At 62.6% G+C, this 17,779-nt stretch carries 19 protein-coding genes; 7 read left to right on the top strand and 12 right to left on the bottom strand.

Translation table 11 applies throughout. The annotated features are described in order from the left end of the window. Positions 1–31: 31 nt before the first annotated feature. The 4 genes from R2N11_RS17245 to R2N11_RS17230 are packed head-to-tail and all read right to left on the bottom strand — an operon-like array spanning position 32 to position 2,665. A complete protein-coding gene (locus R2N11_RS17245; protein ID WP_199030502.1) occupies positions 32–562 on the bottom strand; it encodes a flavodoxin family protein in 531 nt (176 codons plus the stop codon). 46 nt (positions 563–608) lie between these two features. Then, positions 609–1,262, bottom strand: a complete 654-nt coding sequence (locus R2N11_RS17240; RefSeq protein ID WP_199030503.1) for a BON domain-containing protein — start codon at positions 1,260–1,262, stop codon at positions 609–611. 27 nt (positions 1,263–1,289) lie between these two features. Further along, positions 1,290–2,129, bottom strand: coding sequence for a universal stress protein (locus tag R2N11_RS17235; RefSeq protein WP_316681744.1), 840 nt, complete (start codon positions 2,127–2,129; stop codon positions 1,290–1,292). A gap of 35 nt (positions 2,130–2,164) precedes the next feature. Then, positions 2,165–2,665 carry a universal stress protein gene (locus R2N11_RS17230; RefSeq protein ID WP_199030505.1) on the bottom strand — a complete coding sequence of 167 codons (501 nt, stop codon included), beginning with the start codon at positions 2,663–2,665 and terminating at the stop codon, positions 2,165–2,167. A 285-nt stretch (positions 2,666–2,950) separates the two neighbouring features. On the opposite strand from R2N11_RS17230, the gene R2N11_RS17225 reads away from it, so the two are divergent. The 4 genes from R2N11_RS17225 to R2N11_RS17210 all read left to right on the top strand — a co-directional run bounded on the left by R2N11_RS17225 (position 2,951) and on the right by R2N11_RS17210 (position 5,239). After that, a complete protein-coding gene (locus R2N11_RS17225) occupies positions 2,951–3,448 on the top strand; it encodes a CBS domain-containing protein (protein ID WP_199030506.1) in 498 nt (165 codons plus the stop codon). Between the two features lie 10 nt (positions 3,449–3,458). Then, a complete protein-coding gene (locus tag R2N11_RS17220; RefSeq protein ID WP_199030507.1) occupies positions 3,459–3,641 on the top strand; it encodes a YgaP family membrane protein in 183 nt (60 codons plus the stop codon). Positions 3,642–3,691: 50 nt separating this feature from the next. Further along, a complete protein-coding gene (locus R2N11_RS17215) occupies positions 3,692–4,702 on the top strand; it encodes a zinc-dependent alcohol dehydrogenase family protein (RefSeq protein ID WP_316681743.1) in 1,011 nt (336 codons plus the stop codon). An 81-nt stretch (positions 4,703–4,783) separates the two neighbouring features. After that, positions 4,784–5,239, top strand: a complete 456-nt coding sequence (locus tag R2N11_RS17210) for a universal stress protein (protein WP_199030509.1) — start codon at positions 4,784–4,786, stop codon at positions 5,237–5,239. A 152-nt stretch (positions 5,240–5,391) separates the two neighbouring features. On the opposite strand, the gene R2N11_RS17205 is transcribed toward R2N11_RS17210, so the two are convergent. Continuing rightward, complete coding sequence (locus R2N11_RS17205; RefSeq protein ID WP_316681742.1) at positions 5,392–6,303, bottom strand: LysR family transcriptional regulator; 912 nt, start codon at positions 6,301–6,303, stop codon at positions 5,392–5,394. 109 nt (positions 6,304–6,412) lie between these two features. Between R2N11_RS17205 and R2N11_RS17200 the strand changes: the two genes are divergently transcribed. Both R2N11_RS17200 and R2N11_RS17195 read left to right on the top strand, forming a co-directional pair. Further along, positions 6,413–7,609 carry an alpha-hydroxy acid oxidase gene (locus R2N11_RS17200; protein WP_316681741.1) on the top strand — a complete coding sequence of 399 codons (1,197 nt, stop codon included), beginning with the start codon at positions 6,413–6,415 and terminating at the stop codon, positions 7,607–7,609. Between the two features lie 60 nt (positions 7,610–7,669). Further along, a complete protein-coding gene (locus tag R2N11_RS17195) occupies positions 7,670–9,010 on the top strand; it encodes an MFS transporter (RefSeq protein WP_233176912.1) in 1,341 nt (446 codons plus the stop codon). Positions 9,011–9,086: 76 nt separating this feature from the next. Here the strand turns inward: R2N11_RS17195 and R2N11_RS17190 are convergent, their stop codons facing one another. Both R2N11_RS17190 and R2N11_RS17185 read right to left on the bottom strand, forming a co-directional pair. Then, positions 9,087–11,393 carry an ankyrin repeat domain-containing protein gene (locus R2N11_RS17190; RefSeq protein ID WP_316681740.1) on the bottom strand — a complete coding sequence of 769 codons (2,307 nt, stop codon included), beginning with the start codon at positions 11,391–11,393 and terminating at the stop codon, positions 9,087–9,089. Then, the gene (locus tag R2N11_RS17185) at positions 11,338–12,285 is read right to left on the bottom strand and encodes a GlxA family transcriptional regulator (protein ID WP_316681739.1); all 948 of its coding nucleotides are present in this window, start codon (positions 12,283–12,285) and stop codon (positions 11,338–11,340) included. Before R2N11_RS17185 ends, R2N11_RS17190 begins: the two co-directional genes overlap by 56 nt. Positions 12,286–12,404: 119 nt before the next feature. Here R2N11_RS17185 and R2N11_RS17180 point away from each other — a divergent pair, with 119 nt between their 5' ends. Then, entirely contained in the window at positions 12,405–13,205 is an 801-nt protein-coding gene (locus R2N11_RS17180) for an SDR family NAD(P)-dependent oxidoreductase (protein WP_316681737.1), read from the top strand. A gap of 158 nt (positions 13,206–13,363) precedes the next feature. Here R2N11_RS17180 and R2N11_RS17175 read toward each other — a convergent pair whose 3' ends face one another. From R2N11_RS17175 to R2N11_RS17155, 5 genes are all read right to left on the bottom strand, one after another. Beyond that, positions 13,364–14,053 carry a response regulator transcription factor gene (locus R2N11_RS17175; protein WP_316681736.1) on the bottom strand — a complete coding sequence of 230 codons (690 nt, stop codon included), beginning with the start codon at positions 14,051–14,053 and terminating at the stop codon, positions 13,364–13,366. A 109-nt stretch (positions 14,054–14,162) separates the two neighbouring features. Beyond that, positions 14,163–15,167 (bottom strand): LacI family DNA-binding transcriptional regulator, encoded by a 1,005-nt coding sequence (locus tag R2N11_RS17170; protein ID WP_316681735.1) that lies wholly within the window; start codon positions 15,165–15,167, stop codon positions 14,163–14,165. Positions 15,168–15,252: 85 nt separating this feature from the next. After that, positions 15,253–15,894, bottom strand: coding sequence for a 2-dehydro-3-deoxy-6-phosphogalactonate aldolase (locus R2N11_RS17165; RefSeq protein ID WP_316681734.1), 642 nt, complete (start codon positions 15,892–15,894; stop codon positions 15,253–15,255). Further along, positions 15,888–16,859, bottom strand: a complete 972-nt coding sequence (locus R2N11_RS17160) for a 2-dehydro-3-deoxygalactonokinase (protein WP_316681733.1) — start codon at positions 16,857–16,859, stop codon at positions 15,888–15,890. The genes R2N11_RS17165 and R2N11_RS17160 overlap by 7 nt, the downstream gene beginning before the upstream one ends. Then, on the bottom strand, positions 16,856–17,761 hold the full coding sequence (locus R2N11_RS17155) for an SMP-30/gluconolactonase/LRE family protein (protein WP_316681732.1): 906 nt from the start codon (positions 17,759–17,761) through the stop codon (positions 16,856–16,858). Before R2N11_RS17155 ends, R2N11_RS17160 begins: the two co-directional genes overlap by 4 nt. Positions 17,762–17,779: the final 18 nt, after the last annotated feature.

Here is a 17,779-nt window from a genome sequence, read left to right as displayed (position 1 = left end):
GTCGATCCGATGCGCCATCCCTGCTTAGGTTTCAGGCTTCTGTTGGTGAGAGCCAAGCCGGCCGGCGCCTGGATTGCTCCCACTTGCCGGCGGTCTGTACTTGTTCAATAAATCCCGCGATCTCCTGCTGGGAAAGACCGCTGAGCACGTCACGCTGGCAAAGTGCCAGGACCGGTGCCGGAATGGCAGAGGTGATGCGCGCGACCTCTTCAATGGCGCGGAACGCCCCGCGCGATGCCATGACGCAGATCACCGACAGGTTTGCCGAGAACGGCGATTGATCCGCCAGGAAATCCCGCATCGGCGAGGCCAGGTGGCCCATCCAAATGGGCGCCAGCACAACAACTTGGTCGACCTCATCCAGCGGTGGTCCTTCGTAGTGATACTTGGCGCGCTTGTGCAACAGCGCTTCAATCACGCAGCGCAGATCGCCAAGAAAACCGGCACGCGGATACGCGTCCGCAACTTCGGCAAGCTGCCAACCGCTTTGCGCCGCCATCAGTTCAGCCACCTGGCGTGCCGTGCCGGTGCGCGAGTAGTAGACGATCAGGTTCTTTTCCATGGCAGATGTCTGGATTGGATCAAGGAGAAAGGTGCGCCCAACTCGGTCAGGTGCCCACCCAAAGATGGTCGATCACGGCGTGCACCCCAGGAGCATCCATGGCGGCCTCTCGCGCGGCGCGGCACTCATGCAGATTGCGCAGGGGGCCGTACAGCGTGACCGTGCCATCCGCCACCACGACATTGATCCGTGCGGCATCGAGAACAGCCTGGCGCTGCAGCGCCTTGACGATGCGCTCGGACAGGTCTGCCGGGCCCGCAACCTCATGCAGCGTCAGCGCATTGGCAACCGATGTCACACCGCGCACGCGTTGTACGGCATCCAGTGCCGCACGACGCTGGAAATCCTGATCGACCTTGCCCCGCAAGGTCACGGCACCATCCTCGACCGTGACGTGGATGGCATCAGCAGGCACGGCAGTGTTCCAATGGAGTGCGTCGCCGATGGCCTGGGCAATCTCCTCATCCGGACGCCGCATATCGGGCGGCACGCGCACCTGCACGTGCACAACGAGCGCGGTCACACCCGACACGCGGCGAATCGCTTCCTCCGCGGCATGCTTGTCCGCAAAGCTATCGGCGCTGCCTGAGATCGTGACGACGCCGTTCTTGACGCGAATGGCAAACCGGTCGGCATCGACAGCCGGATCCCATTGCAACTCCTCCTCCACATCGCTCTTGAGCTGGATGTCGTTCTTCATGGCGATCTCCTGGAATAGTGTCAGGACTCAGTGGGACATCAAGACCGGCACGGTCATCGTCTTGAGCAGCGTGCGAGTCACCCCGCCGAGCACGAGTTCGCGCAGACGGCCGTGCCCGTAGGCCCCCATCACGATCAGGTCGGCACCGAAATCGGCAGCGCGCGATAGCAGCATCTCGCCAATCGCCACGTCGGAATCCACACAACGTGCCTCCTCAACCTTGGCCTCAATGCCATGTGCCAGCAGCGCGCGGGCGACCTGGCCCACTGTCGTGTCCTCCGCCCAATGCTGCGGCCGGTCACCCGTCATTTGCAGGACTTGTACGGTGTTTCCAGACATCAACGGCATCGCATCATGCAGTGCACGTGCCGACTCCCGGCCACCGCTCCACCCCACCAGCACTCGCTGCGCCACACTCGTAAAGCGGCCGGCATACGGCACGACCAGTACCGGCCGGCCTGACTCAAGGATCAGCGTTTCAACAAAATCGGGGGCAACAAAACTCTCGGCGTCGCTGGTGTCTTCCTGGCCGACCACCAGCAGGTCCGCCTCACGAGCCTGGCGCAACACCTCAGCCAGCGGATCACCGTCGACTGACCGCCATCCCGTCTCCACAGGAACGGATTGCATCGCCTCACGAAAACGCGCATGCACAACGTCCCGAACACGGTCGCGCCGGTTGCGGTCTTCTTCCAGGTAATGCGCTGCGCCTTCCATCCGGTAGAACCAGTTCGGGCTTGGCGCAAAGCTTGCGTAGACAGCGATGAGCTTTGCGTGGTGCGCCTGTGCGTAGCACGCGGCAAGACTGAGGCGGCGCACCGCGCGCTCGCTGGCATCCAGATGCACCATCACGCTGGCATAAGTCATGATCGATCCTCGCTCTGAGTCAAAAGAAGAACGCACTAGGCAATGGCAAGGTTCGTCAGCGGTTCGGTGCCCGCGCGCTCGGTTTCAGGCGGAACGGCCCGCACCAGCAGCACCGGCAGCGTGCTTTGTCGCGTGACGCTTTCCGCCACGCTACCGAGCAAGATCCGGCGGAAGCCGCGTCGGCCATGCGTTCCGAGCACCAGCAGCTTGGCGTCGGCGTCGCGAGCGGCCTGTTCGATCGCATAGCCCACATCAAAGGCGCCAAGCGGGTCGTTCACGAGCTGCGTCTTGACGCGTGCACCGGCTTTCTCCGCCGTGGCTTTTGCACTCGCTACGATCTGCTTGCCGGACTCGATCAGCATCTCGGTAAACCCGGCCACGTCGATATAACCGACGTCGTACCTCAGGTAGTTGTTGTCGATCACGTGAGCAATGATCAGCTCCGCGTCGAGCTTCAGGGCAAGCTGTATGGCCTCGTCCAAAGCCCGATCCGCCGTTGGACTGCCGTCTACCGCTACCAGGATCCTGTCGTACATGATGCGCCTCCATATTGAATCGGCCGAGCGCCCGAGCACGGGCTAACGTGACTCCATGTTGGACCACCGGATGGATTGCCCCTTGATTTACATCAGCGTTTTCCCATGCGTGAAGAGGGTGCGGCCGCTTGATCTACCTCAAAAACCACTGCGCACCTTTCACTAGACTTTTCTGTTGCCCACAGATCCCCCTCCTGCAACGGAGGACGACAACATCTTGTGCGGGATCAACTTCTGGAACTTGTCCGTTCTTATAGTGAACACGTACGCGCATCGGAGTCCAGCATGAGGGTCAATGAGATTTGCTCGCGCCGCATCGTCCACGTTCCGGTCTCCGCAACGCTGCAGACGGTCGCACGCCTGATGCGAGACCAATGCCTGCGGGCGTTGTTCGTGACAGAACACGTCGTCACAGGCATGCGGGTTGTCGGCATCGTGACGGACCGCGACATGGTGGTACACGGCATTGCCAGCCAGGCCGATTGCGCGCAAACCACCGTGTCCGAAGTCATGACGCGCGGCGTGCTGACCATTCAGGGACATGCGGTCATCAGCGAGGCACTGCGCACCATGCTCGGTCACGGCCTGCACCGCCTTGCGGTGATTGACGATCAGCAGCAGCTCATCGGCATGCTGACCCTGGATGACACTATCCGCGCGATAGGCGGCGAATGGACGCTGCTGGCCGGCATTCTCGGCCGCGACCGATGCACCGACCATGGTTCCGAAACCCTGTCTCCGCTAACTGTTTCGGACGTCCGCCCTATTTCGTTTCATCAGTAGGAGTGCAGCCATGTTTCCCAATGTTGGAACAGCCGACCGTATCGTTCGCATCCTCATCGGCGTCGTGATGATTCTGCTGGCGCTGTTCAGCAAGGTACCGGCCTGGGTTGGATGGCTTGGCCTGGTGCCTCTGATCACCGGCCTCATCCGCATGTGTCCGGTCTATTGGATGATGGGCATCGGCCGAGACTGAGCGTTCCGCACCCTCCGGACTGACCGGGTGCGGTGCGTCTGGAGACGCCAATGCGAGAATCCATGCGAGCCATGGTCCACGAAAGCACGGCGGCGCCACTGCAGTGGCGAGAGGTGCCTGTGCCGGCTCCCGGGCCGGGAGAAGTCCGGATCACCGTGTCCGTGTGTGGAGTCTGCCGTACCGACCTGCACATCGTGGATGGTGAACTTCCGCATCCCAAGGCATCGCTCATTCCCGGCCACGAAATCGTGGGTGTCGTCGAGTCCTGTGGCCCAGGCGTTTCTTCGCCAGCGCCGGGTGAGCGAGTTGGCGTGCCCTGGCTTGGCTGGACATGCGGCGCCTGCCCGTTCTGCTTGAGCGGGCACGAGAACCTGTGCGACCACCCCGCCTTCACGGGCTACACGCGTGATGGCGGCTATGCCGAGTACGTGGTCTGCGATGCCCGGTACTGCCTGCCGATTCCACAGCGGTATGACGACGCGCATGCGGCCCCGCTGCTGTGCGCCGGTCTGATCGGCTATCGGACGCTACGCATGGCTGGAGATGCACGTCGAATCGGCATCTATGGCTTTGGCGCGGCAGCCCACCTGGTCACCCAGATTGCCGTGGCGGAGCAGCGCAAAGTCTTCGCCTTCACACGCCCCGCAGACACAGCTGCACAGCAGCTTGCCCTGGAGACAGGCGCCAGTTGGGCTGGATCGAGCGACCAATCCGCGCCGGAGTTGCTGGATGCGGCCTTGATCTTTGCTCCGGTTGGGGCGCTCATACCACAAGCCCTGCTAGCTGTCGCCAAGGGTGGTGCCGTGGTCTGTGGCGGCATTCACATGAGCGATATTCCGTCGTTCCCGTACCGGCTGCTGTGGGAGGAACGCAAACTCATGTCGGTGGCCAATCTGACCCGCGCGGATGGCCTTGCGCTGATGCAGGTGGCATCGGCAATCCCGTTAAAGGTGCATGTCACAACGTACCGGCTGCAAGATGCCAACGCCGCGCTGGATGACCTGCGCACGGGGCGCGTTGCCGGCGCCGCAGTGTTGAGGGTCGCGCCTGATAAGCGTTGATGTGCGTCAATGGGAATCCCACCATGCGGGCTACGCTGATGACAAGCGGCACCGTCCCGCATGATCCCTTTGGAGGCCACCATGTACCAACGCATCCTGCTCGCTATCGATGGAAGTCATGCATCGCTCCTTGCGCTGCATCAGGCCATTGTCGTAGGCAAAGCCACCGGCGCAGAGGTCGAGGCCTTGTTTGTGGCTGACAGTTCAGACCTGACCTTCGACATGGTCGGCTGCGATGCAATTGCCTACGCAAAGCGCGTGCTTGAGGTAGGTCGGGAAACCCTGGCCAGCGCAGCAAGCAAGCTGGAAACAGCTGGCGTCAAACACTCGACCAAACTGCTGGAAAAGGGTATCGCCCCCGGCCAGATCTCGACGACGATCGTGGCAGAAGCGAACGAAACCGGAGCGGACCTGATCGTGCTCGGCACGCACGGCCGGCGTGGGCTCAACCATCTGGTCCTGGGCAGCGTGGCCGAAGGTGTCGTTCGCAAGACCAACAAGCCTGTGCTGATGGTGCGCAGCGAGGTTGAAGAATAGGACGCCGCGCGCGCTGACGCGCAACCGCTTGGTGGATGTGTGCTGCCTTAGCCCGTTGCGTTGCAGGCCGGCACGAACGCTGTAGAGCGAGCAAGCCTGTGGGGCTCCAACCCGCGTTGGTTGATGGTCAGCGCCTGCCGACCATCGATGCATCACAGGCTCAACGCGCCAGCAACCCCAGGAGCAACAGAAAAATCCACCTGCGCCTGCGCCAACGGCTGCATGGCCGCGATCAGCGCACGCGCATCTCCGCGCCGCCACTGGAAGGCATAGTGCAACGGCGCCAGCGGGGTACGTGCCCCCACCGCGCGCAAGTTCAGCGCACGCACCCAGTACGCGGGCAAAAACCCCACGCCCACGCCCTGCCGCAGCATGCCCGCCACGGCGCCCCAGCTGTTGCACACAATGCGCTCTTGCACCGTGGCACGGTTGGCCAGCAACCAGTCGTCCAGCAGCCGCGTGGTGCCAGCGCCGGCCGGCAGCGTGACCAGCGGGTGGCGTTGTAGCAGCGCGACCGCGTCCTGGCGGCCTGCGCCCGGCAGGCTGGGGGCGGCGGCCCAGGCAAAGTGGGCGGCACCCACAGGCTGCGACAGCAGCTCGCTGCGCGAAGACCGGCCCGCAATCACGGCAAAGTCCAGTTCGCCATCCGCCAGGCGGCGTTCCAGCACGCCCCCCACATCCACGTATGGCTCCAACCCCAACTGCGGATGCGCTTGCCGCGCCGCCGCCACAAAGGCCGGTAACCAGGTCAGCGCGGAAAGGTCACCCACCCCAAAGCGGCAGTGACCCGTGAGCTCGGCCCGCGCATCCAGTGTCTGGCCCAGCGCCGCCATGGCATTGAGCACACCAAGCGCGGCGGGCAGCAGGCGCTCGCCTGCCTCGGTGAGTGCCGCGCGATGGCCGCTGCGGTCAAACAGCGACTGGCCCAGCGTCGCTTCAAGCTCAGCAATGCGCTTAGACAGCGACGACACCGACAGGTGCACACGCTCGGCCGCAGTGGCGAAATTGGCGCAGGTTGCAGCCCACCAGAAGGCTTCAAGCTGCTTGATCGACGGTTGAGGCATCGTGATTTTGTTTCTTAAAAGCGAACATAGTCATTCTAAATATTTCGCTTTAATTCGCAAAACCGTCGCCCTACAGTGTCGCAGCTTTTTGGAGCAATCCGCATTCCCCATGGCTTCCTACGCTGAACCCTCATCCGTGACCCTGCCCGCCGCGCTGCGCAACATGCTGTCGCTGCACGACTTCGAGGCCGCAGCGCGTCGGCGCCTGCCTCGCCCCATCTTCGGCTACATCGCGGGCGCGGCCGAGGACAACGGCTCGCTGCGCGACAACCGGGAGGTATTTGACGACTACGCGTTCTCCACCCGCGTGCTGCGCGATGTCTCGAAACGCTCGCAGGCAGTGGAACTGTTCGGCCACTGCTACAGCAGCCCGTTCGGCATTGCGCCGATGGGTATCAACGCACTGACCACCTACCGGGGCGATCTGGTGCTGGCACGTGCGGCACAACAGGCAGACATCGTGTCCGTCATGAGCGGGACGTCGCTGATCCCCATGGAAGAGGTGGCGCGCGAATGCCCGGCCACTTGGTTCCAGGCGTACATACCGGGCGACCAGGCACGTATCGATGCACTGATCGACCGCGTGGAGCGCGCTGGCTTCGGCACGCTGATGGTGACGGTGGACATCCCCATTTCGGCCAACCGCGAGAACAACATCCGCACCGGCTTTTCTACGCCGCTGCGCCCCAGCCTGCGCCTGGTCTGGGATGGCATGGTGCGACCAGGCTGGGTGGCGGGCACCTTCCTGCGCACGCTGCTGCGCCACGGCATGCCGCATTTTGAGAATTCCTTCGCCACGCGCGGGGCGCCGATCATGTCGTCCACCGTGCTGCGCGACTTCTCGGCGCGTGACCACCTGACCTGGCGCCACATTGAAGCCATTCGCCGCCGCTGGAAGGGGCCGCTGGTGGTCAAGGGGCTGCTCAGCGTGGAAGACGCATTGGAGGCCCGACGGGTGGGCGCCGATGGCATCGTGCTGTCCAACCACGGCGGCCGCCAGCTCGATGGTGCGGCCTCCCCCATGCGCGTTCTTGAGGCCGTGGTGGCCGCCGTAGGACCCGATTACCCAGTACTCATCGACAGCGGCTTTCGTCGCGGCTCAGACGTGCTCAAAGCCTTGGCGCTGGGTGCGCGCATGGTGCTCGTGGGTCGCCCCTTCAACTACGCCGCGGCCGTGGCGGGCGAGGCCGGCGTCGCTCACGCCATCGGCTTGCTGCGTGATGAGGTCGACCGCAACCTGGCCATGCTCGGCGTGACGCGTTGCTTCGAACTCGGGCAACAGCACATCGTGCGCCGCCGCGCCTGAGCGGTACCCCGGAGGTTGTCGGCAGATAGGAAAGACAACGAGAGATCCATTCCACCCGGAATGATAAAAACACACATTAAAAACAGAGACACAATGCAAGCACTTCGCCTTGAATCCCCTGCTGACAGCAAGACACGACTGAGGAAAGTGGCCACCGCCACGATCGTTGGCTCAATGCTGGAGTGGTACGACTTCTATCTGTACGCCACGATGGCGTCGATCGTCTTCAGCAAGATCTTCTTTGATACGTCCAACCCAACCAATGCCACGCTGCAGGCGTTCGCCACCTTCGCGATCGGCTTTGTTGCGCGGCCCATCGGCGGCATTTTTTTCGGCTACTTCGGTGACAGGTACGGCCGCAAGAAAATGCTGTTTGTCACGTTCTGCCTGATGGGATTGTGCACAACGGCAATCGGCCTGATCCCGACTTATGCATCCATCGGCTTCTGGGCACCGCTGCTGCTTGTGCTGATTCGAATCATCCAGGGCTTGGGAGCCGGTGCCGAGTTGGCCGGCGCCGCAGTGACTTCGTACGAACATGCCGCAGAGAACCGTAAAGGCCGCCAAGGATCATGGCCCGCGCTGGGCTTGAACCTGGGCCTGCTGCTTTCATCGCTGACCGTCTACCTGCTCACGATGGCGGGGGATCGATTCCTGCTTGCTGGCGGATGGCGCATTCCCTTCCTTCTGAGCTTTGTCTTGGTGCTGGTCGGGATGTGGGTACGCAGGAGCCTGCCCGAAACACCGGAATACGCGTCTTTTGAAGAGAGCCATCGCCAGGAAAAGCCGATTCGAACGTTGCTGACCTCGCATTTCAAGGGTCTTGGCGTCGTCTTTTTCATCGCTGTTGGATACAACGCCATCAGCTATATCTTCAAGACGTTCTCTCTGGCCTATCTCACCCAGTTCAAGGGCGTACCGGCCAGCGTCACGTCGCTGTCGGTGACCTTGGCCAGCTTGGTTGCCATTGTGACGGTGCCGCTCTTCGGCTGGATGTGCGACAAGTTCAGCAGCAAGAAGGTGTTGATGGTGGGTGGCATGCTGTCTGCGCTGTTTGCCTACCCCTTCCTCTCGCTGCTGGGAACGGGTGCCAGCACAGCAATCTACTGGGCCATGGTCATTGGCACCGGCGTTCTGGCACCAATGATGTTTGCACCGCAGGGGTCGTTCCTGAGCCGCCAGTTTCCAGTGCAGAGCCGTTCGACCGGTGTCGGATCGGGGCGCGAAATCGGTACGGCCTTGGCGGGAGGATTGGCACCACTGTGGGCGTTGTCCATGGTTGCGCAATCGACGACGCATGCCACAGGTGGGGTCGTCGTTATCCTGATCTGTTCCGGGCTGATGGTTGCTGTCGCAACGCTATTCGACCAAGGGCGTCGATTCGGCAGCCACAAGAACTGACCGCAGACGTGCTGGCAGAGGCATGTTCCGAGCATGAATCGACCTCTGCCAGCGCTAGTGGGCCGTACGCCGGCAATCAACCCTTCTTGCGTTGTGCGGCAAGCCCCTCGCGACAGGCAGCATAGCCCTGATCCGGCTGGCCCGCTCCATGCTGGCTTAGCCAGTCCGCTGCCTTGTTGGCGTCGTAGCAGCGCGCCAGCGCCAACAAGCTGAACCCATTGGGATCGGTCAGTTTCAGATTGAGCGCCTTGGGACCCTGCATCATGGCCTCGAGCATATCGACGCGGTCATCCATGATCGCGTAGGTGAAAGCAGGAAATCCCTTGGTGTCGGGCGTGTTGGGGTCGGCACCGTAGCGCAGCAGCACCTTGAGCACTGCAACGCTGTTGGGCCCTTGATTGCCGAGTGCAATGCCAAGGGGATCGTAGGCACAGTCGGTACATGGCTTGCCGGTTACCGCATTGTTGTGGCGCTTGAGCATCGCCTCGACCAGATCGGGTCTCGGCCCATCCGGCATCCAGGCGATGTTCAGACGCAGATAACGGGTCAGCAGCGCATTGCCTCCAACCGGATACGGCAAATCAACACGCAAGCCGTGATTGAGCAGGTCCAGGAATTTGTCTGGCGCACTGCGGGCAAAAAAGGCAAGCGACGCATTGTCACGCTCCACACCGGTGATAAAACTGCGAGACACGTCACCGCCATGGCTGAGCAACGGCTCGACGGCGCTCCAGTTGATCGTCTTGCCATTGCGCAGTTCCGCCTGAACCAACGGATCAACCACGTCGGGCGACAGCTTGCCGCCGGCCGACTTGGCACGCTGGAATGCAGCGTCCAGCAAGGTTGTATACAGGGCCGGCTGCGCACGCGCGCGCAACAGCACCTTCGCATCGCGCGGATCAAGACCATGCTTGAGCAGGCGATCCACACCAACCGCGTTCTTCGTGTCAATGACCGGAATGAACAGCGTGCTGGCATCGCGCGGCTGCACCTTGGCGGCCTTGTAGATCGTCTCGAATACCGCGTCGGCAACCTGCGGCTCGAGCGCCCACTGCAACACAGCATGGGCAACCGTGCCACCAGATACCAGCGCATCCAACGCGCCCAGCGCTTGCAACCCGGCGAGTGCGTGGGTCGCCTGCGCCTGCGGCATGGCAAGTGTGTACCGAACCACATCTTTCACGCTCTGAGTGTCGTCGGCCGGAGCCTTTGGCAGCCGCGGCAGGATGTCTTCGTTGAATGCGGCGAAATACTCGGCCTGAAGCGGGACAGGCGGGTCGGTATCGAACAACGGGGTGTTGCGCATCAACCAGTGGCGTGCTGCCGGCCACCATGTGTCTTTGCCCGCTTCGTCACGGGGCGCTTCCCCCGCCTTGAGTAGGATCTGCGCCTCGGCGAGCGTCGCTGCGCGATCCGCGTGCAGGCCAACGCTGGTGAACGTGTCAAGGCTGAGCAGATCATTGAGGCGCTGACCGCAGATCACTTCCGCCTGCCGATCGGGCCTCAGCCCGTCGAAGCGTTTGCGATAGTCGGCAGGCAAGGCATCGAAGGCAGCCTGCGTGATGGCGGGCGGGCGTAGGCCAGGACAAGCAAAGCTCGACACCTCTTTGCCGGGAACCGCCTTGGGCAATGGCGGCAGCGGTGTCGGCGATGCGCCTTCGGCCGCCACACGGTACAGATCGCGCCCGTCAACCTGAAAGCCCTGCATGACCAGCATCAGCGCATCCGTACCCATGTGGTACGTGCTGAAATTGCGCCCGGTGATCGACGTGGCCTGGTAGGCCGTGCCCTTCGGGGCTTCGATCAACAGCGCTCCGGCGCCAGCCAGCACGCAACCATGAGCGAAGGAAATCTCCAGCTCTGGCTTGTGGGTTACGTCCACCAGCTCGACGGTCTCCGCACTCCAACTGCCATCGGCCTGCTTGGTGCGCGCAACAAAGCCTTGGTCGTTGTGCTCGATCCGGAAAAAAGCGGGGGCACCCTGCTTGGTGGCGAAGTCACCCACCCAGGTCTCGCAGGAGGCGCCCGGGCCTGTCGAGGCAGCGGCCAGTCCCGCAACTTGCAAGAACCCCAGCGCAAGTGCCGTGGAAATCAATGCGTTGCGCAACGGGAATCGCTGGCGCCCGATGCCCCCGTTGCGCCTCATGTCAGGCGGCATGCCTGCTGTGCTGCCGGATTGAGCTGATACGTTAAGGAGGACAGTCATCTGTTTGTATTGTTGGGTTGTTCTACGACAGAAGGCGCGCGTGAGTGTATGACAGGATGCGCGGCTTGGTTGCGATGACTGAGGACAACCGCCTCTGCGGCAACGTACCGATGGCAGGGTCTCAGTCGCCCATGCGCGCGTCCCGCCTAACCGCCTGAGGTGGGCGGCCAAAGCCACGCATGAACGCCTCACGCATATGGCGGCGATCTCGGAAGCCGGTTTCCCTGGCAATGACATCCAGCGGATGCCGGCCTTGCTCGATCATCAGCCGGGCCGCCTCCAACCGCAGTCCCTCGATCGCCTTGGCGGGCGACTGCCCCGTTTCCTGCGTAAACACGCGACTGAACTGGCGCGGGCTCAGATGGATGGTCTCGGCCAGTTCTTCCACGGTCAGTGAACGGTGCAGATTTTGACGTGCATAGTTCAGCGCGTTCTGGATCCGATCCGACTTTGGCGCGAGATCGAGCATTTCGGAATGCTGCGACTGTCCGCCCGCCCGGCGCTGATGCATGACCAGCTTGTGCGCCACAGAGCGGGCCATGTCCGCGCCCAGATCCTTCTCCACCATTGCAAGCGCCAGATCCAGGCCTGCCGTCATGCCGGCAGACGTCCAGATCGGGCCATCGACGATGTAGATGCGGTCTTCCTCGACGTGGATGTCCGGAAAACGCCTCTGCATTTCCCGCCCGTACGCCCAATGCGTCGTGGCGCGACGCTGCGCCAGCAAACCTGCCTCCGCCAGCACGAAGGCGCCGGTACAAATGCCGGCAACACGCCTGGCCCGGCGGCCCCCCTTGCGCAGGAACGCGAGGATCTCGGCAGGGGCCGGTGAAATTACCGGGTCATTGACGCCTGCGACCATCCACGTGTCCACGTCGCCCCTGCCGCGCAGGGATCGCGTGCCGACCGAGACCCCAAGCGACGAGCGCACCTCTCCGCCGCCGACCGAGAAGTTGCTGATGACATAGAACGGCTCACCCGCCGTCATGTTGGCGTACTCAAACACGGACTGGCTGGCCAGCGCCATGATCTGAAAACCATCGCTGATCAGAAAGCCGATTCGGTGCATGTCCGTTCTCCATCAAGCCGCGTCTTAAATCACGACTATATACGTCATTTCAGTCACAGCCGATCGAAGCCAGAATGCATTCACGCATTCATCAACCCGCTTCACAACGGAGTGACGTCATGACTCAAACACACCAAGGTACGGCCCTGATCACCGGCGCGTCATCAGGCATTGGGGCAATCTACGCAGACCGCCTCGCCCGGCGGGGCTACGACCTGATTCTGGTCGCACGCAACCGCAACCGACTGGCCGCATTAGCCGACCGCATCGCCAATGAAACAGGGCGCAGCGTCGAGATTGTCGATGCCGACCTCAACGATCGCACAGCGCTGACGGCCGTCGAGGCCAAGCTCAAGCAGGACGCAAGCATCACCCTGCTCGTCAACAACGCAGGCGTGGGGACGCACACGCCGCTGCTCGACAGCAATGTCGACGCAATGACACGGATGATCGACCTGAACATTACCGCGCTCACGCGGCTGACGTACGCCGCTGTGCCAGGCTTTGTCGCACGCGGCAAGGGCGCCGTCATCAACATCGCGTCCATCGTCGCGATCACGCCCGAACAGCTCAACGGCGTCTACGGCGGCAGCAAGGCGTTTGTGCTTGCCTTCAGCCAGTCACTGCACCACGAACTCGCAGACAAGGGGGTGCAGGTGCAAGCTGTGCTACCCGGTGCCACCGCCACCGACTTCTGGCAGATCGGCGGCCTTCCGCTGGAACATCTGCCCAAGGAAATCGTCATGTCGGCACCCGACATGGTCGACGCCGCTTTGGTCGGATTTGATCAGCGCGAGCTGGTGACGATCCCGTCATTGCACGCCCGCGAAAAGTGGGACGCCTATGAAGCCGCGCGGCAGGCAATGTTCTCGCACCTGTCCACCGCGATTCCTGCGGCCCGGTATGCCGTAACTCGATGAGCATGCGTACGTCGTTGGCCCGCTTGGCACGACACCGGAGAGCCGGCTATACGCCGCGCGTCGTCCGCATTGAAGACGGCAAGTTGGCCGAGCACTGGGCTGTCCCTCAGGATGAGGCAATCAACCGGGGGCGGGGTGACGGCAAGAACGCCGCCACCCTACCCTTCATGGCACTCAAGCCGATAGCCATGGGAATACACCACCCTGAGCGACACCCCACTCTGCTGCCCAAGATGCAGTTTCCGCCGCAGCCGATAGATATGGGTATCCAACGATCGGGAGTGCGTGAGATCGTGGACTTGGCCCCAGATCTGATTCAGCACGGCTTCACGCGGCATGAGACGCCCGACATTCCGCGCCAGCATCTCCAGAATTTCGTACTCCTTCGGGGTGAGCGAGACAGCCTGGCCGTGCATCAGGACACGTCGCTCCTGGTAGTTGACGGTGTAGGCGCCAAACGACTGTGCGTCGCTCCTGGCGGCCTGGCGCCTGGTACGGCGAACCAAGGCATTGATCCTCGCCACCAGTTCGGCGTGCTTGACCGGCTTCATGAGGTAATCATCGGCGCCGGCCTCCAGCGCCGCGACGATGTCGCACTCGAGCGCCGCGCTTGTGAGCATCACCACCGGGGTATCGGCATAGTGGCGGCGAATCCAGGCGAGTACCTCAAGCCCATCAATATCGGGCAGCTTACGGTCGAGTACGACGAGGTCCGGCGCCGTACGTCGCATGGCGCGCAGCGCATCGGCCCCGTCGGCATAGCACGCCACCATGTAGCCCGCTCCGGAGAGCACGCCGCCCAGAGACACCGACTGCGAGCGATCGCCTTCGATCAGATAGATCAGCATCCATGCCCTCCACGATTCCCTGTCCAGCGGAAATCGCTCCGAGTTTCCTCGCTCACGCCGTCGTCGCGCATTGCGTAATCCGAATGGAAGGGCCTCACGCACCGGTCGGCTAGATTTCCAGCTTGCGGCCCCTTGTGGACTTGCGCAGGATCAGCTTGGGTTCCGGAAGCGAAGCCTTCGACTCCCTGCCATTGAGAATGTCGATCAGGTGCTGTGTAGCCAGCGCCCCCATGCGTTCGCCGCCCATGTCGACGGAGGTCAGGGTGGGGGTGACGTAGTCGCAGAAAGGGATGTTGTCGAAGCCAACCACCGAGCAGTCGTCCGGCACCGAGAAACCCAGCTCGGACGCCTGCTTCAGGAAGCCGATCGCGATCATGTCGTTGAAGCAGATGACGGCATCCACGCGCTCCGAACCCAGCATGATCTTGGAGCAAATTCTGGCGCCCTCTTGCGGAGACGATGCGTCAGTCTCGTAGCGGGGCAGGTCGAGCCGGTGAGCCTCAAGGCAAGCCAGAGCACCGGCGTAGCGCTCCTGATCGGCGCGCGACTTGTCGAAGCCGATATAGGCAATCCGCTGATGGCCGCTCTTGACCAGATAGTTGGCCACCATGTAAGCAGCATCGCGGTTGTGCGAATCAATCTCCTGCTTGCCGTTGTCCTCGCGCCGATCGAAAAAGACGAACGGCTTGGGCAGTTCGTGAATCCACTCCATCTCTTCCTGGCGCAGCTTGGAGTTGATCATCAGGCCGTCGACACGCATGCACAGGTCTTCCAGCAACTGACGCTCTCGGCTCGCACTTTCTTCGCTATCCACCAGCAGCAAGCTGTAGCCGTGCTTCATTGCCACGCGGTTGGCACCTTGCACCAGCCCGGCGAAGTACTGGTTGTGCATATCCGTGATGGACAACCCCAGCGTCTTGGAGCGCCCCGTCACCATCGATCGCGCCATCGGGTTGGAGTGGTAGCCCAGGTCCTTGATGGCGGCGGCAACCCGCGCCTCCACCTCCGGCGAGAAACGCTGGATGCGGTTGATGTATTTCGAGACGGTCGCCGTGGAGACATTGGCCGCGGTGGCGACGTCGCTCAGGGTCGGGGCACTCTTCTTTTCAGTCATGAAATTCAATGCAAAACCGAAGTGTTCATGAATGGCGGCAGGACACGATTCACAGCGGATACGCCTGATATCGGTGCGTTTGCGCTCAGTTCAGGCAGGCATTGTGCAGCTTTTTTGCCACCAGCCCGACCTGTTCCGGCAACGCACCCGGTTTGTACAGCGACCCGCCCACCCCAAAACCCGTGATTCCGGCTGCGCGAAAGCGCGGCAACGTCGCCTCGTCCACACCGCCAACCGCCAGCAGCCGGGTGCCTGCTGGCAGGATGGTTTTCCAAGCCTGCAAGGCAACACACCCAATCTGATCCGCCGGAAACGCCTTCACCGCGTGCGCTCCGGCCTCCAGAGCAACATAGGCTTCGCTAGGCGTTGCAACACCAGGCAGCGATACCAATCCAGTTTCAACCGTGCGCCGCACCACCGCCGGGTTGATATTGGGCGACACCACAAGCGCGCCGCCGGCGTCACGCACGCGATCCACCTGTTCGACCGTCACAACAGTGCCCGCGCCAATGAGCGCGGTCTCGCCAAAGCGCGCCTGCAAGCGGCGGATGCTCTCGAAGGGCTCCGGTGAATTGAGTGGCACCTCGATGATCTCGATGCCGTTGGAGATGAGCGCCTCGCCAATCTCCAGCACTTCATCCGGGTGGACCCCTCGCAGGATTGCGACAATCGGGCACCGTGCCATCAACTGCGCAAACTTCTCTACGTTCTTTGACTGCATCACCATGCTTCTCCATTTAATCGTGCGAGCCGGTAGCAGCCCAGCACGCTGGCTTCGCCGTCCACGACTTCCGTATCGATGCCCAGGCACTGTGCGGCGCGCACATAGAACGGCATCAGCGCGGCGGACCCGATCACCGTGACCCCCTCCCGAGTGGCTGCCGGATAGAGGGCCACACCCGAAGCAAACTCGCTGCCGATCAGCAGGCCGGACAAATAGCTGGCCGCGTGGAAACCGGGCTCCGAAAACAAGCTGCGCGTACGGACCGAAAACAGCTCGCCCATCAACGCGTTTGTGCGGAAGCCCTGCCGGACACCCTGCTCGAAACTGACTTCCCCCGGCGAAGCCAGCGTGCTGCCCTCGTCCATCGAATGCGCGAGGATGGTGTGACCACGCATTGCCGCAAAGATGTCGCCCGTCATGAACGTACGGAAGTGCCGGACAGACTGGCCCTCGGTCAGAATCCATTTGGAATGCGTGCCCGGCGTAACCACAATGCGCTCACGGCCAAGCGTCATCCCCCCGATCACCTGCGTCTCTTCACCCCGCATGACGTCGTGCCCGGCCACATTGTCATACCGGTGCAGGCCCGGGATGAAACGCAACTCCATGCCGTCGATCTTGCAACGGGTCGTGCCGCGCGCGATGTCTTCAAAGCCCGCAGGACACTCCTGATACGTGGTTTCCACCCAGCCCTGGCGGCTGCCGACCATGCCGCATAGGTAGATTGGTAACGAGGCAAGTTCCGCCTCCCAACTGGACAGCAATTGCCTGAATGCCTGGCTGAAGTCTCGCCCAGGAATCTTGGCAATGCCCTTGCCGGCCGACATGGAACGAAGAATGGTGCCATCTGCCCGCACAATCGCCGCGCGAAACGACGACGTTCCCCAATCGACCGCAACCAGTGCTGGCGCAACGGCGTCCGTGTCCACGGTGTTTTCCTGTGCGATCAGGCCGGCCTGCGCGGTCATGCGGGCACCTCCGCGCCTGTCGTGCACAGGAATGTCCTCTCCCCCAAACGGGCCGGCGTATTGAGCAGTCCACGCACCGATGTCTCAACCGCGAACAGGCCACCCGCCAAGGGCCCGGCGTTCAACCCGGTGGTGTCGACATTGATGCTTGCCGACGTCACATACAGCGTCTGGAGGGCGTCGCCACCAAAGGCCACGCTGGTAGGCCGTTGCACGGGCATCGGCACCGTGGTCACACGTTCGCCTTCGGGGCTCAGCCGGACGACGCTCCAGCCGTCCCACAAGGCAGACCACACACCCCCCTCGGCATCCACCGTCAGGCCATCCGGCGTGCCAGCATCGAAGGTGGCAAACACCTGCTTGTCGGTGGCCGTGCCGTGCTCAACCGAATAGGCATAGCGCCAGATGGTCTGCTTGGCCGAATCGGTGACGTACATCACCGTGCCGTCTGGGCTCCAGCCGATACCGTTCGGGCACGCCCATTGATCATCGAGTTCGAACGGTGCAGAACCACCGCCAAAGCGATACAGCTTGCCGAAGCTCGGGCCGCCCTCACGCATGGAGCCGACCCAGAAGCGCCCTGCAGGATCGACTGCACTATCGTTGAGGCGCTGCTGGGCAGAGGCGTGCTCGACGGAGGCCAGCCGCGTCAGCGAACCCTCGACCGTAGACAGCGCAAACAGGCCACTGCGCATGGCAACCAGCAGTTGCCCTGCACCTAGGCGGGCAATGGAACCCACGCTTTCGGGCAACGCCCATACGCCGGTCTGCCCCACGCCCGGCGTATGGCGATACACCGCGGGGCGAAGGATGTCGATCCAGTAGAGCACCTGCTCATCCGGGCACCACAGTGGGCCTTCGCCCAGGATTGCGTTGGCGGCCTGCACCAATTGAACTTGCATCGTTTGCGTTCCGTGACT

Source organism: Ralstonia flaminis, from assembly GCF_958415495.1.
Taxonomy (GTDB): Bacteria; Pseudomonadota; Gammaproteobacteria; order Burkholderiales; family Burkholderiaceae; genus Ralstonia; species Ralstonia flaminis.
The sequence above is the reverse complement of the archived record's forward strand: the minus strand, read 5'-3'. Positions and strand labels throughout refer to the sequence as shown.

Bases quoted from the DNA above. Each gene is read 5' to 3' on its own strand.
- R2N11_RS17245 (WP_199030502.1), bottom strand. From the start codon at position 562: ATGGAAAAGAACCTGATCGTCTACTACTCGCGCACCGGCACGGCACGC.
- R2N11_RS17225 (WP_199030506.1), top strand. From the start codon at position 2,951: ATGAGGGTCAATGAGATTTGCTCGCGCCGCATCGTCCACGTTCCGGTC.
- R2N11_RS17165 (WP_316681734.1), bottom strand. From the start codon at position 15,894: ATGGTGATGCAGTCAAAGAACGTAGAGAAGTTTGCGCAGTTGATGGCA.
- R2N11_RS17180 (WP_316681737.1), top strand. From the start codon at position 12,405: ATGACTCAAACACACCAAGGTACGGCCCTGATCACCGGCGCGTCATCA.
- R2N11_RS17210 (WP_199030509.1), top strand. From the start codon at position 4,784: ATGTACCAACGCATCCTGCTCGCTATCGATGGAAGTCATGCATCGCTC.
- R2N11_RS17200 (WP_316681741.1), top strand. From the start codon at position 6,413: ATGGCTTCCTACGCTGAACCCTCATCCGTGACCCTGCCCGCCGCGCTG.
- R2N11_RS17240 (WP_199030503.1), bottom strand. From the start codon at position 1,262: ATGAAGAACGACATCCAGCTCAAGAGCGATGTGGAGGAGGAGTTGCAA.
- R2N11_RS17170 (WP_316681735.1), bottom strand. From the start codon at position 15,167: ATGACTGAAAAGAAGAGTGCCCCGACCCTGAGCGACGTCGCCACCGCG.
- R2N11_RS17215 (WP_316681743.1), top strand. From the start codon at position 3,692: ATGCGAGAATCCATGCGAGCCATGGTCCACGAAAGCACGGCGGCGCCA.
- R2N11_RS17230 (WP_199030505.1), bottom strand. From the start codon at position 2,665: ATGTACGACAGGATCCTGGTAGCGGTAGACGGCAGTCCAACGGCGGAT.
- R2N11_RS17195 (WP_233176912.1), top strand. From the start codon at position 7,670: ATGATAAAAACACACATTAAAAACAGAGACACAATGCAAGCACTTCGC.
- R2N11_RS17205 (WP_316681742.1), bottom strand. From the start codon at position 6,303: ATGCCTCAACCGTCGATCAAGCAGCTTGAAGCCTTCTGGTGGGCTGCA.
- R2N11_RS17220 (WP_199030507.1), top strand. From the start codon at position 3,459: ATGTTTCCCAATGTTGGAACAGCCGACCGTATCGTTCGCATCCTCATC.
- R2N11_RS17235 (WP_316681744.1), bottom strand. From the start codon at position 2,129: ATGACTTATGCCAGCGTGATGGTGCATCTGGATGCCAGCGAGCGCGCG.
- R2N11_RS17155 (WP_316681732.1), bottom strand. From the start codon at position 17,761: ATGCAAGTTCAATTGGTGCAGGCCGCCAACGCAATCCTGGGCGAAGGC.
- R2N11_RS17185 (WP_316681739.1), bottom strand. From the start codon at position 12,285: ATGCACCGAATCGGCTTTCTGATCAGCGATGGTTTTCAGATCATGGCG.
- R2N11_RS17175 (WP_316681736.1), bottom strand. From the start codon at position 14,053: ATGCTGATCTATCTGATCGAAGGCGATCGCTCGCAGTCGGTGTCTCTG.
- R2N11_RS17160 (WP_316681733.1), bottom strand. From the start codon at position 16,859: ATGACCGCGCAGGCCGGCCTGATCGCACAGGAAAACACCGTGGACACG.